Annotated in this window: 13 protein-coding genes; 9 read left to right on the forward strand and 4 right to left on the reverse strand. The window is 71.5% G+C overall.

The features are described 5' to 3' along the window. Position 1 precedes the first annotated feature (1 nt). Positions 2 to 247, forward strand: a complete 246-nt coding sequence (gene purS / locus LZP97_RS25315; protein ID WP_003936546.1) for a phosphoribosylformylglycinamidine synthase subunit PurS — start codon at positions 2 to 4, stop codon at positions 245 to 247. Beyond that, positions 244 to 921 carry a phosphoribosylformylglycinamidine synthase subunit PurQ gene (purQ, locus tag LZP97_RS25320; RefSeq protein WP_048772589.1) on the forward strand — a complete coding sequence of 226 codons (678 nt, stop codon included), beginning with the start codon at positions 244 to 246 and terminating at the stop codon, positions 919 to 921. The genes purS and purQ overlap by 4 nt, the downstream gene beginning before the upstream one ends. Here the strand turns inward: purQ and LZP97_RS25325 are convergent. The 3 genes from LZP97_RS25325 to LZP97_RS25335 are packed head-to-tail and all read right to left on the reverse strand — an operon-like array spanning position 888 to position 3,054. Then, a complete protein-coding gene (locus LZP97_RS25325; protein WP_010593837.1) occupies positions 888 to 2,009 on the reverse strand; it encodes a sensor histidine kinase in 1,122 nt (373 codons plus the stop codon). The genes purQ and LZP97_RS25325 overlap by 34 nt on opposite strands. Further along, entirely contained in the window at positions 2,006 to 2,818 is an 813-nt protein-coding gene (locus LZP97_RS25330; protein WP_010593838.1) for a response regulator transcription factor, read from the reverse strand. The genes LZP97_RS25325 and LZP97_RS25330 overlap by 4 nt, the downstream gene beginning before the upstream one ends. Further along, on the reverse strand, positions 2,815 to 3,054 hold the full coding sequence (locus LZP97_RS25335) for a hypothetical protein (protein WP_010593839.1): 240 nt from the start codon (positions 3,052 to 3,054) through the stop codon (positions 2,815 to 2,817). Before LZP97_RS25335 ends, LZP97_RS25330 begins: the two co-directional genes overlap by 4 nt. A 174-nt stretch (positions 3,055 to 3,228) precedes the next feature. On the opposite strand from LZP97_RS25335, the gene LZP97_RS25340 reads away from it, so the two are divergent. The 4 genes from LZP97_RS25340 (at position 3,229) to LZP97_RS25355 (ending at position 7,111) form a co-directional block, all read left to right on the forward strand. Continuing rightward, complete coding sequence (locus LZP97_RS25340) at positions 3,229 to 3,810, forward strand: DUF305 domain-containing protein (RefSeq protein WP_010593840.1); 582 nt, start codon at positions 3,229 to 3,231, stop codon at positions 3,808 to 3,810. Positions 3,811 to 3,917: 107 nt separating this feature from the next. Further along, the gene (locus LZP97_RS25345; protein ID WP_010593841.1) at positions 3,918 to 5,987 is read left to right on the forward strand and encodes a copper-translocating P-type ATPase; all 2,070 of its coding nucleotides are present in this window, start codon (positions 3,918 to 3,920) and stop codon (positions 5,985 to 5,987) included. 347 nt (positions 5,988 to 6,334) lie between these two features. Further along, the gene (locus LZP97_RS25350) at positions 6,335 to 6,700 is read left to right on the forward strand and encodes a hypothetical protein (protein ID WP_010593842.1); all 366 of its coding nucleotides are present in this window, start codon (positions 6,335 to 6,337) and stop codon (positions 6,698 to 6,700) included. Between the two features lie 60 nt (positions 6,701 to 6,760). Further along, complete coding sequence (locus LZP97_RS25355; protein WP_010593843.1) at positions 6,761 to 7,111, forward strand: VOC family protein; 351 nt, start codon at positions 6,761 to 6,763, stop codon at positions 7,109 to 7,111. Between the two features lie 46 nt (positions 7,112 to 7,157). On the opposite strand, the gene LZP97_RS25360 is transcribed toward LZP97_RS25355, so the two are convergent. Beyond that, positions 7,158 to 8,255, reverse strand: a complete 1,098-nt coding sequence (locus LZP97_RS25360; RefSeq protein WP_228287179.1) for an ATP-binding protein — start codon at positions 8,253 to 8,255, stop codon at positions 7,158 to 7,160. A gap of 120 nt (positions 8,256 to 8,375) precedes the next feature. Here LZP97_RS25360 and LZP97_RS25365 point away from each other — a divergent pair, with 120 nt between their 5' ends. The 3 genes from LZP97_RS25365 to purL all read left to right on the forward strand — a co-directional run bounded on the left by LZP97_RS25365 (position 8,376) and on the right by purL (position 12,727). After that, positions 8,376 to 9,674: a M18 family aminopeptidase gene (locus tag LZP97_RS25365; RefSeq protein ID WP_010593846.1), complete on the forward strand. Its 1,299-nt coding sequence runs from the start codon at positions 8,376 to 8,378 to the stop codon at positions 9,672 to 9,674. Positions 9,675 to 9,743: 69 nt separating this feature from the next. Further along, a complete protein-coding gene (locus tag LZP97_RS25370; RefSeq protein ID WP_010593847.1) occupies positions 9,744 to 10,355 on the forward strand; it encodes a Uma2 family endonuclease in 612 nt (203 codons plus the stop codon). A 65-nt stretch (positions 10,356 to 10,420) separates the two neighbouring features. Next, positions 10,421 to 12,727, forward strand: coding sequence for a phosphoribosylformylglycinamidine synthase subunit PurL (gene purL / locus LZP97_RS25375; protein WP_010593848.1), 2,307 nt, complete (start codon positions 10,421 to 10,423; stop codon positions 12,725 to 12,727).

Genomic DNA, 12,727 nt, shown 5'->3' on the forward strand with positions numbered 1-12,727 from the left:
CGTGGCTCGTGTCGTCGTCGAAGTCATGCCCAAGGCCGAGATTCTCGATCCGCAGGGCCAGGCCATTGTCGGGGCGCTGTCGCGACTGGGCTTCGCGGGCGTGTCCGACGTCCGTCAGGGAAAGCGCTTCGAGCTCGAGGTCGACGGCAGCGTCGGCGACGCCGAGGTCGAGAAGATCGCCGAGGCGCTGCTGGCCAACACGGTCATCGAGGACTGGACCGTGCGCCGGATCGACGGTGACGCATGAGTGCACGCGTCGGGGTCATCACCTTCCCGGGCACGCTCGACGACATCGATGCGGCCCGCGCCGTCGAACTCGCCGGCGGTGAGGCCGTCAGCCTCTGGCACGGCGACGCCGACCTGAGGGGAGTCGACGCGGTGATCGTGCCCGGTGGCTTCTCCTACGGCGACTACCTGCGCTGCGGCGCCATCGCGCGCTTCGCCCCCGTCATAGGCAAGGTCGTCGAGGCCGCTCGGGGCGGTATGCCGGTGCTCGGCATCTGCAACGGCTTCCAGGTGCTGTGCGAGGCCGGTCTGCTGCCGGGTGCCCTCACCCGCAACGAGGGCCTGCACTTCATCTGCCGCGATCAGTGGCTGAAGGTGGAGTCGAACGACACCGCGTGGACCACCCGTTACGAGGCCGGTGCCGAGATCCTGGTGCCCCTCAAGTCGGGTGAGGGCCGGTTCCAGGCTTCGGAGAAGGTGCTGGACGAACTGGAGGGCGAGGGCCGCGTGGTGTTCCGCTACGCCGGCGACAACCCGAACGGCTCCCAGCGCGGCATCGCGGGCATCTCGTCGGCGAACGGACGCGTCGTCGGTCTGATGCCGCACCCCGAGCACGCCACCGAAGCACTCACGGGCCCCAGCGACGACGGGCTCGGCATGTTCTACAGCGTTCTCGACGCGGTCGTCTCCGCCTGACACCCGTTCGTAGGCAGGGTCAGGTCGAAGCGGGCGCCCCGCCCGGGCCCGTCGCTCGCGGCCGTGAGGTCGCCGCCGTGGGCGCGGGCGAGGCTGCGCGCAATGGTCAGGCCCAGGCCGCTGCCGCCGGGGCTGCGGGCCGGATCGACCCGGTGGAACCGCTCGAACACCGCGTCGAGCTGATCCGCGGGTATGCCGTCGCCCGTGTCGCGCACCCGCACCAGGACGGTCGCCCGGTCCGTGCGCTCGCACGTGACGACCACCCGGCCCCCGGCCGGCGTGTGCCGTAGGGCGTTCTCGAGCAGGTTCGTCAGGATCTGTGCGACCCGCTGCGGATCGAACCGGACCGGCGGCAGCACCTCGGGCGGTTCCGCCTCGAGTCCCACCTGCTTGTCGGCGAACCGCGGGGTCGCGGCCGACACCGACGCCGCCACCGTCGCGGCGAGGTCGCCCTCCTCGGGGTGCAGGTCGAGCGCGTGCTCGTCCGCGGCGGAGAGGTCGGACAGGTCCGACACGAGACGCCGCAATCGGTCGAGCTGATCGTGCATCACCTGCCACGAGGTGGCGTCGGCGGGCAGTACGTCGTCTTCGATGCCTTCGAGGTAGGCCTCGAGCGTCGCGACGGGGGTGCGCAGTTCGTGAGCGAGATCGTCGAGGAGCCGGCGTCGGGAGAGTTCGGTGGTGTAGAGACGGCCTGCCATGTCGGCGAAGGCGTTCTCGAGCCGGGCGAAGTCCGCGTCGCCGGACCGGGTGATCGGCACGTCGTAGCGGCCGCGGGCGACATGGCCCGTGGCCTCGACCAGCCGGCTCACCGGCGCGGTGATGCGGCGCATCAGGACGACGGACGTGATCGCGGCGGCCCCGAGCGCGACGGCCGCCCCGGCGGCGAGCGCGACCGCCCCGGCCTGCGCGAACGCCTCCTCGGTGTGCAGGCGCACCTGCGCGTTCTCCACACCCGCGTGGGCCAGGTGGTAGTGGAACAGCGGGGCGGCCACCAGCGTCGCGACCACGGTGAGTGTCGCCGCCCCGACGAGCAGCACGAGCAACTGCGCGATCAGCAGCCGCCCCCGCAGTCCCAGCCGGTTCACCCCGTGGCCTCCATCGCGTACCCGACTCCGCGCACCGTACGGACGAAGCGGGGGGCGGCGGCGTCGTCGCCGAGCTTGCGGCGCAGCGCACGGATGTGGACGTCGACGATGTGCTCGTCGCCGAACCAGTTCGGCCCCCACACCTCGTCGATGATCTGCCGCCGTGACAGCGCCGCCGACGGTCGATCCGAAAGTGCCAGCAGCACATCGAATTCCGTGCGTGTCAGCGCGACGGGTGCGTCGTCGACCGAGACGGTGCGCGACACCGGATCGACGACGAGCCCGCCGATGCGGCGCGGTGCCTCCGACGCGGTGCCGCTGCGGGGCCGGCGCAGCATCGCCCGTACCCGGGCGACGAGTTCCCTCGGCCCGAAAGGCTTCACGACGTAGTCGTCGGCACCCACCGACAGGCCGATGACCTTGTCCACCTCGTCGCCCCGGGCGGTGAGCATGAGCACGTACGCGTCGGAGAACGTCCGCAGTTGCCGGCACACCTCGATCCCGTCGAAACCCGGGAGCATCAGGTCGAGCACGACGAGCACCGGATCCGTTCGCCGGGCGAGCGCGACGGCCGTCGGCCCGTCGTGGGCGAGTGCGACCTCGAAGCCCTCCCGTTCGAGATAGCTGGCCACCACCTTCGCCAGGGCTGCTTCGTCGTCGACTACGAGGATGCGCGGGCCGGGGGTGTGCACGCGGCCAGGGTACCCAGCGCTCACGGCCGCCCGTTCCTCGTCGCGGGGCGGGTGCGCAACCGGATGGCTCTGCCCGGCGACCGAGGGGGTGCCTCGCGTGCCGGGCATGCGGGTCATCGCCGCATCCGTCGCGGAGACCGCGCGTCCAGTTCGTCGCGCAGGGTCCGGTAGGTCTCGAGGTCGATCTCGCCGGAGGCGAGCCGCCGATCCAGGATCCGGCGGGCATCGTCGCCGGAATCCGGTGGTGCCGCGGCCCGGATCACCGCCCACACCACCACCCCGGCGAGCAACAGCCAGAACACACCCATCGCGAGGGCCGCGGCCCAGCCCGCGCCGCCGTACCAACCCATCATCGCGCACCTCCTGTGACGAGTGTGCGCGCCGCCGCATGTGGGCGGGCCCTGCGGACGATGAAGTTTCGATGAAGGACCGGCCGGGCCAGGGCCTGCGGCACCGGACCCGGCCGATGCGACGAGTACGTTCGAATCATGTTGTGGAACAAGAGAGTAGTAGCGGCGGCGGCAGCGGTGCCGCTGGCTGTGGTGATCGCGGCGTGTGGCAGCGACGAGCCGCAGCAACAGGCAGGGACGTCGGCCCCGGGCACGTCCCAGACCTCGGCTCCGGCCGCGCAGGCGCAGTTCGCCGACGCGGACGTCGAGTTCCTGCAGGAGATGTACCCCCATCACGCGCAGGCCGTGCAGATGGCCCAGGCCGTGCCCGAGCGCAGCGAGGATCCGCAACTGATCGACCTCGCCGCCCGCATCGAGGCCGCCCAGGAACCCGAGATGGAGCAGATGGAGTCGCTGCTCGCGGAGTGGGGGCAGGAGGCACCGGACGAGGACGGGATGGGGCACGGCGGCATGGGGATGCCCGGCGGCATGCCGGGAATGATGTCCGACGACGAGTGGGATTCCATGATGGGGGCCCGCGGCATGGACTTCGACCGCATGTGGCTGACCATGATGATCGCCCATCACGAGGGTGCGATCGAGATGTCGCAGACCGAGCTGGCCGAGGGAGTGAACCCGGAGGCGCGGCAACTCGCCGAGTCGATCATCGCGACACAGCAGGCGGAGATCGACGAGATGCGCGCCATGCTCGAGCAGTAGTTCCACCGCCGTGACCGAATCGTGACCGCCCCAACCCTTCCATTGATACCCCCTGGGGGTATCAATGGAAGGGTCCACGGAAACGGAAACGGATCGAGGCGAAAGCCATGACACAGCTCGCACACCACGGACACGGGGCCCACACCGCGCCACCCGGAGGGAACGACACCGGGCGCAGCCGGGACCGGCACGCCGGTCACGGGCCGCACGGTGAGATCTTCCGGCGCAGATTCTGGGTGAGCCTGGTCCTCGCGGTTCCGATCGTGGTCTTCAGCGCCATGTTCGCCGACCTGCTCGGCTACCCGCTGCCCGACGCCGCGTGGGCCGGATGGGTCTCGCCCGTCCTGGGCACGGTCGTCTTCGTCTACGGCGGCAGCCCCTTCCTCGTCGGCGGGTGGAACGAGCTGCGCGACCGCCGGCCCGGAATGATGCTGCTCATCGCCATGGCCATCAGCGTCGCGTTCGCGGCGTCCTGGGTGACCACGCTCGGACTGGGCGGGTTCGACCTCGACTTCTGGTGGGAACTGGCGCTGCTGATCGTGATCATGCTGCTCGGGCACTGGCTCGAGATGCGGGCGCTGGGCTCGGCGTCGCGCGCGCTCGACGCCCTGGCCGCGATGCTGCCCGACACGGCCGAGAAGGTGACCGCGGACGGCGTGGTGCCGGTCCCGCTCGGCGACCTCACCGTCGGCGATGTCGCCCTGGTGCGGGCCGGTGCGCGCGTCCCGGCCGACGGGACGGTCGTCGACGGCCGCGCCGAGGTGGACGAGTCGATGATCACCGGTGAGTCCCGCGCCGTGCCCCGCGCCGTCGGCGACACCGTCGTCGCCGGCACGATCGCCACCGACAGTGCACTGCGCGTGCGCATCACCGCGGTGGGGGAGGACACCGCGCTCGCCGGCATCCAGCGCATGGTCGCCGACGCGCAGGCCTCGTCCTCCCGAGCCCAGGCGCTCGCGGACCGGGCCGCCGCCTTCCTCTTCTACTTCGCCACCCTCGCCGGTGTCCTCACCTTCGCCGTGTGGACGCTGCTCGGCAACCTCGACGAGGCCGTCGTCCGTACCGTCACGGTCCTGGTCATCGCGTGCCCGCACGCGCTGGGCCTGGCCATTCCGCTCGTCATCGCGATCTCGACCGAGCGCGCCGCCCGCGCCGGCGTACTCGTCAAGGACCGGCTGTCGCTCGAGCGGATGCGCGGCGTGGACGTCGTCCTGTTCGACAAGACCGGGACCCTCACCCAGGGCCGGCACGTCGTCACCGACGTCGTCGCCACCGCCGGCACCACCGAGGACGACCTGCTGGCCCTGGCGGCCGCCGTCGAATCCGACAGCGAGCACCCCGTCGCCCGCGCCGTCGTTGCCGCCGCCGGAGGCCGGGCCGCGGTGCCGGCGAAGGACTTCCGGTCCCTGCCCGGACGCGGGGTGCGAGCCGTGGTGGACGGGGCCACCGTGTTCGTCGGCGGTCCGGCCGTCCTCGCGGACCTGGGGGCGCACGTTCCCGCCGACGTCGAGGCCGCGACCGGACCCTGGGTCGCGCGCGGGGCGTCGGTGCTGCACGTCGTGCGCGACGGTGCTGTGCTCGGGGCCGTCGCGCTCGAGGACGCGGTGCGCGAGGAGTCGCGGCAGGCGATCGACGCCCTGCACGCACGCGGAGTGAAGGTCGCCATGATCACCGGGGACGCGCTCCAGGTGGCCGACGCCGTCGCCGCCGACCTCGGTATCGACGAGGTGTTCGCGAACGTGCTGCCCGAACACAAGGACGCGAAGGTCGCCGAGCTGCAGGCCCGCGGGCACCGCGTCGCGATGGTCGGCGACGGCGTCAACGACGCGCCGGCCCTGGCCCGCGCCGACGTCGGCATCGCCATCGGCGCGGGCACCGACGTCGCCGTCGAGTCGGCCGGGGTGGTCCTGGCCGCCGACGACCCGCGTGCCGTGCTGTCGGTGATCGCCCTGTCGCAGGCGAGTTTCCGCAAGATGTGGCAGAACCTGGTCTGGGCCACCGGGTACAACATCGTCGCGGTGCCGCTCGCGGCCGGTGTGCTGGCCTTCGCCGGGGTGGTGCTGCCGCCCGCGGTCGCCGCGGTGCTCATGTCGGTGTCCACGATCGTCGTGGCGCTCAACGCGCAGTTGCTGCGCCGGTTGGAGCTGGATCCGGCGAAGATCGCAGCCGGGAGCTGACCCGATCGTCGTCCGGCGTGGCGAGAGAACATGACGAGAAAGGGACCCCGTCGCCGTCCCGATCGGCGGCGGGGCCCCTTCTTCTCCGGTCCGGAGCGGCCCCCAACCGGCTCCGGCCGGCACTGCCGAATCCCCCGATCGGCCGTGCCGGGCACCACTATGCCGCATGTCGCGGTCCGTGTCTCGAGTAGCATTACGCATCTTTCCCCGGGGCTGTCCGGCCTCGGGGCTGTCCGGCCGCCGGGGCGGAACGTGCCCGAGCGCAGCGGTCCGCCGCGAATTCCGCCTTTCCGGGGCACGGGAACGTCCCGGCGTGTCACGCTCGAACCATGAAGACTCGGACTGCTGTGGTGGCGGCGGTCGCCGCCCTCTTCCTCCTCACCTCCTGTGGATCCGACGACGAGACGTCGGCGCCGGCGAGCACGACCCGCCCGGCCGGCAGCGTCGCCTCCAGCGTCGTCGAACGTGCCGTCGACGCGGCGAAGCTGGGGACGTTCGTCGCGACGTTCCGGACGGGATACCCGAACCTGGCCGACGGCAGGGACGATGCCTCCATCGAGGCGATCGTCACCGAAACCTGTCCGTTGATCGACGACGGTGCGAGCGACGAGGAGATCCGCGACAACGTCGCCGAACTGTCCACCAACGGTGCGGTCGCCCCCACCGATCAGCAGGTGGACCGCATCACCCAACTCGTTCGCGCCGCCTGCTGACGGCGTACCCGGTGCCGTTGCGGCGCAACGTTGTCGGCCCCGTCCGTTACCGTCCCGGCCATGGCACTGAACATCGGCATGATCACCTTCGACAGCGCCGACCCCGGTCCGCTCGCCACGTGGTGGGCCGAACAGACCGGCGGCCGGATCGAACAGGACAACGAGGGCTGGTTCTTCGTCGTCGGAATGCCCGGCACTCCACAGAAACTCGGGTTCCAGAAGGTTCCGGATCCGACGCCGGGCAAGAACCGGATCCACCTGGACCTGGTGGCGCCCGACCTCGACGCCGAGGTGAGCCGGCTCGTCGAGGCGGGTGCGAGCGAGGTGCACCGCCAGGACATGGGCGGGTTCCGGTGGGTGACGCTCGCCGACCCGGACGGCAACCAGTTCTGCGTGGCGAGCACCCCCTGAGGTCTGTCGGAAGAGCGTCGAGGTTCTCCGGAAGAGCGTTGACGTCTCACCCTTCTCGGGGCGGCACGCCCATCGAGGCGGCATGCTCGCGCAGGTACTCGCGCAGGTAGGGCATGGTGAAGTCGAGCCGGCCGTAGCCGGCGGGTTCGACGAGTTCGGCGTTGATCAACCGGAGCCGGTACTGGCTGGCGTAGGTGCCGTTCACGCCGAGGCGTCGTGCGACGTCGCCGATCCGGCTGGGACCGTCGTCGACCGCCATGGCGACGAGGAAGCTGCGGTCGATCTGCGACAGATCGGCCAGGCTCGGCTCGAGCACGAGCGAGCCGATCCGCCGGCGGGCGGCCGCGATGCCGTCGGCGACATCCTCGGCGGTGATGTGTTCCCGGTCCGGACGGCGGCGCCACACGTTGTGGCCCACCAGCTGGATCAGGAAGGGATATCCGCCGGTGGCGGCCGCGGCCGTGCGGCACTGCTCGTCCGCGATCGAGCGTCCCGACTCCTCGACGGGGACGCGGATCGCCTCGGCGACGTCGTCGAGGGACACGGGGCCGAGGACGTGCCGGTCGGCGCGGCGCAGGAACGTGACGACGTCGTCGCTCAGCAGGTCGCTCACCGCGGCCGGGAGGCCGGCGCCGACGAACGCCAGCTCCCGCTCCTCCCGGAACGCGTGCTGGACGACGGCGCCGAGCTCGCGCAGGTCGCCACTGCGCCGGCGGTGCATCTCGTCGACGCTGATCAGCAGCCCGGTGCCGTGGCCGGCCAGGATGCCGGTCAGCTCCTCGAGCTGCCGGCGCAAGCCGGCCTCGGGCCGGCCCTCCGCGACGTCGGTCCAGCTCACCGAGACCCCGGCGACGGACCCGCCGGTCAGCCGGCGCCGGGCCGGTGGGTCGCGATGCTCGTGCAGCAGCCGGGGCAGGTGCTCGCGGGTGAGCCGGTCGACGAGCCCGGGGGTGGCGGTCTCGGAGATCACCAGCCAGCCCCGGCGGCGGGCCTGCTCCTCGGCCTGGTTGAGCATCACGGTCTTCCCGACCCCGCGTGCACCGGTGTAGAGGGTGGCGCGTCCGGGCGCGCCCGGACCGTCGTCGAGCGAGGCGCCGAAGTCCTCCACCAGGTCGCCGCGCCCCACGAGCAGGGGCGGCGTCACCCCGAACGACGGTCTGAACGGGTTCCGCACCCGGCCAGCCTAGCTGGATTTTTAGCTCCTTTTAGTTCTTTTGGTGCTTTTAGCGGTGTATAGCGGTGCGGGCGGTGCGAGGATGCACCCATGCCTACGACTACCGCCGCCGACGCCCAGGGCCTGTGCAACTTCGTGGATCTGTCGCCGTCGCCGTTCCACGTGTGCGCAACCGTCGCCGCCGCTCTCGCCGACGCGGGCTTCACGCAGCTCACCGAGACCGAGGTGTGGCCGAGCGAGCCCGGCCGCTACTACCTGCTGCGGGGCGGTTCGCTGATCGCGTGGAGCACCGAAGGCGCCGACGGCGACCCCGCCCGCCCGTTCCGGATCGTGGGCGGGCACACCGACAGCCCCAACCTGCGGGTCAAGCAGCATCCGGACCTCACCTCGGCGGGCTGGCAGCTGGTCGGCCTCGAACCGTACGGGGGAGCCTGGCTGAACTCGTGGCTGGACCGCGATCTCGGCATCTCCGGCCGGCTCACCGTACGGACCGGCACCGGGGCCGAGGACGTCCTCGTGCGCGTCGATCGGCCGATCCTGCGCGTGCCGCAACTCGCCATCCACCTGTCGGAGGACCGCAAGGGCGTGCAACTGGATCCGCAGCGCCACGTGAACGCCGTGTGGGGAGTGGGCACCGCGCCGCGGTCCTTCCTCGCCTTCCTCGCGGAGGCCGTCGAGGTGGAGGCCGACGCGATCCTGGGCTGGGAGCTGATGACCCACGATCTCGCCCCGTCCACCCTGATCGGGGCGGATGCGGACCTGCTCAGCGCGCCGCGCCTGGACAACCAGGGCACCTGCTACGCCGGGACCGCGGCGCTGCTCGCGGCCGTCGGCCACGTCGCCGGGAACGGTGGCCCGGCGCCGGTGCTCGCGCTGTTCGACCACGAGGAGGTCGGCAGCATGTCCGACCGCGGGGCGTTCTCCGACCTGTTGACCACCGTGCTCGAACGGGTCGTGCTGGCCCGGGGCGGCGGCCGCGAGGACTTCCTCCGGACGATGGCCGGCTCGGTGGTGGCCTCCGGAGACATGGCTCATGCCACCCACCCGAACTACCCCGACCGCCACGAGCCCGCCCACCGCATCGCGGTGAACGGCGGCCCCGTGCTCAAGGTCAACCAGAACCTGCGCTACGCCACCGACGCCGCCGGCGCCGCTGCCTTCGCGCTCGCCTGCGAGCAGGCCGGAGTGCCGTTGCAGCGCTACGTGCATCGCGCCGACCTGCCGTGCGGTTCGACGATCGGCCCCATCACCGCCTCCCGGACCGGACTGACGACCGTCGACGTCGGGGCCCCGCAGCTCGCGATGCACTCGGCGCGCGAACTCATGGGAACGAAGGACGTCACCGCGTACGCCCGCGCGCTCGAGGCGTTCCTCACTCCGCCCAACTGACCGGCACGGTGCGGCATCCGGTGCCAGACTGAGGGGACAACACGCCCGACCGCGAACGGTGGTGATCCTGTGACCGGCCCGTCGTTCCCCGACCATCTGCTGACCCTCGCCGAATGGGCGGAACTGCCCGAGTACGAACAGTTCCACGTCGAGGTCTGCGAGGGGGTCCTGTCGGCGTCGCCGCGGCCCGGGTACCTGCACCAGCACGTCGCGTTCGGGCTGGTCGCCCAGCTCGCCGACCAGCTGCCGAAGGAACTCGCCGTGCTCGGCGACGTGGAGGTGCTGCTCACCGAGACCCCGCTGACGGTGCGCTGCCCGGACGGCATCGTCGTCGACCGCGCACTGGTGGATGCCGATCCGGACCGCGCGACGGGGACCGACGTCCGGCTGGTGGTGGAGGTCATGGCCGAGGGCTCCGTCCGCACCGACCGCGTCACCAAGTTCTCCGAGTACGCCGAGGCCCGTATCCCCGTGTACTGGATGATCGACCTCGTCGAGCCCGCCACGCTCGGGGTGTTCGTGCTCGACGACGGGTGGTATCGCTACGAGGGCGAGTACACGGGCAAGGTGACGCTCCCGGTCGCGGGGCACCGCGTGAGCGTGGACCTCGACGCCTTGACGGCGGTGCGGCCGCCCCAGCGGTCCGCACCGGTGGACGGAGCCGGGCGTGCACCCGGATAGACTGGCCGCGGCAGCGCGCGCCCGGCCTGCCGTTTCGATCCCAGAGTGAAGGGACCCGACGCCCAGTGTCACCGCAGGTGGATACCGTCACCCACGCCGCCGAAACCCCCGAAGTCGCCCAGCCCTTCCGTGAGCTGGGACTGAAGGACGACGAGTACGCCCGCATCCGGGAGATCCTGGGCCGTCGTCCCACGGATGCCGAGCTGGCCATGTACTCGGTGATGTGGTCCGAGCACTGCTCCTACAAGTCCTCCAAGGTGCACCTGCGGTACTTCGGGGAGACCACCACCGACGAGATGCGGGCCTCGATGCTCGCGGGCATCGGTGAGAACGCCGGCGTCGTCGACATCGGCGACGGCTGGGCGGTCACCTTCAAGGTCGAGTCCCACAACCATCCGTCCTACGTCGAGCCGTACCAGGGTGCCGCGACCGGTGTCGGCGGCATCGTCCGCGACATCATGGCGATGGGTGCCCGTCCGATCGCGGTCATGGACCAGTTGCGCTTCGGCGCCGCGGACGCGCCCGACACCCGGCGCGTCGTCGACGGCGTGGTCCGCGGCATCGGTGGGTACGGCAACTCCCTCGGCCTGCCCAACGTCGGCGGCGAAACCGTCTTCGACGCCTCCTATGCCGGCAACCCCCTGGTCAATGCGCTGTGTGCCGGGGCGATGCGCACGGAGGACCTGCACCTGGCGTTCGCGTCGGGCACGGGCAACAAGATCATCCTGTTCGGCGCGCGCACGGGCCTCGACGGCATCGGCGGCGTGTCCGTCCTGGCGTCGGAGACCTTCGACGGTGACGAATCCGGTTCCGGACAGGAAGCCGGCCCCTCGAAGTCCCGCAAGAAGCTGCCGGCGGTGCAGGTGGGGGATCCGTTCACCGAGAAGGTGCTCATCGAGTGCTGCCTCGACCTCTACCGCGAGAAGCTCGTCGTCGGCATCCAGGACCTCGGCGGCGCCGGCCTCGCCTGCGCGACCTCCGAGCTGGCCGCCGCCGGCGACGGCGGCATGCACGTCGCGCTCGAGCGGGTTCCGATGCGCGCGACCGGCATGACCCCCGCCGAGGTGCTCTCGAGCGAGTCCCAGGAGCGCATGTGCGCCGTCGTGACCCCGGAGAACGTCGACGCCTTCATGGCCGTGTGCAAGAAGTGGGACGTGCTGGCCACCGTGATCGGCGAGGTCACCGACGGCGACCGGCTCGTCATCGACTGGCACGGTGAGACCGTCGTCGACGTGCCGCCGCGCACCGTCGCGCACGAGGGCCCGGTGTACCACCGCCCGGTGCAGCGCCCGGAGTCCCAGGACTCGCTCGTCGCGGACACCACTGCGGGGCTGAAGCGGCCGCAGACGCCCGAGGAACTGAAGGCGACCCTGCTGAAGATGATCGGCTCGCCGCAGCTGTGCAGCCGCAAGTGGATCACCGAGCAGTACGACCGCTACGTCCGCGGCAACACGGTGCTCGCCGAGCACGCCGACGCGGGCGTGATCCGCGTCGACGAGCAGACCGGCCGCGGGATCGCGCTCGCCACCGACGCTTCGGGCCGCTACACCCAGCTCGACCCGTACGCCGGCGCGCAGCTCGCCCTCGCCGAGGCCTACCGCAACGTCGCCGTCACCGGTGCCACCCCGAAGGCCGTGTCCAACTGCCTGAACTTCGGCTCGCCCGAGGATCCGGGCGTGATGTGGCAGTTCCAGCAGGCCGTGCGCGGTCTCGCCGACGGGTGCGCGCAGCTCGGCATTCCCGTCACCGGCGGCAACGTCAGCTTCTACAACCAGACCGGGGCCACTCCGATCCTGCCGACCCCGGTCGTCGCCGTGCTCGGCGTGATCGACGACGTGCACCGCCGCATCCCCACCGGCCTCGGCCTCGAGCCGGGCGAGACGCTCATCCTGCTGGGGGAGACCCGCGACGAGTTCGACGGCTCGATCTGGGCGCAGGTCGAGCACGATCACCTCGGTGGCGTCCCGCCGAAGGTCGACCTCGAGCGGGAGCGGCTGCTCGCCGAGATCCTCACCGCCGCCTCGCGCGACGGCCTGGTCTCCGCCGCCCACGACCTGTCCGAGGGCGGTCTCGCGCAGGCGGTCGTCGAGGCCGCGCTGGCCGGCGAGACCGGCTGCCGGATCCTGCTGCCGGAGGACGCGGACCCGTTCGTGACCCTGTTCTCCGAGTCCGCCGGCCGGGTGCTGGTGGCGGTGCCGCGCACCGAGGAGACCCGCTTCACCGGCATGTGCACGGCGCGCGACATGCCGTGGGTGCGGATCGGGGTCGTCGACGAGGGCTCCGACTCCGTCGAGGTGCAGGGTCTGTTCTCGGTCACGACGGCCGAACTGCGCGAGGTCTACGAGGGCACACTTCCAGCGTTGTTCGGGTGA

Origin of the sequence: Rhodococcus sp. DMF-1 (genome assembly GCF_021441945.1) — a bacterium.
GTDB lineage: Bacteria > Actinomycetota > Actinomycetes > Mycobacteriales > Mycobacteriaceae > Rhodococcus > Rhodococcus ruber.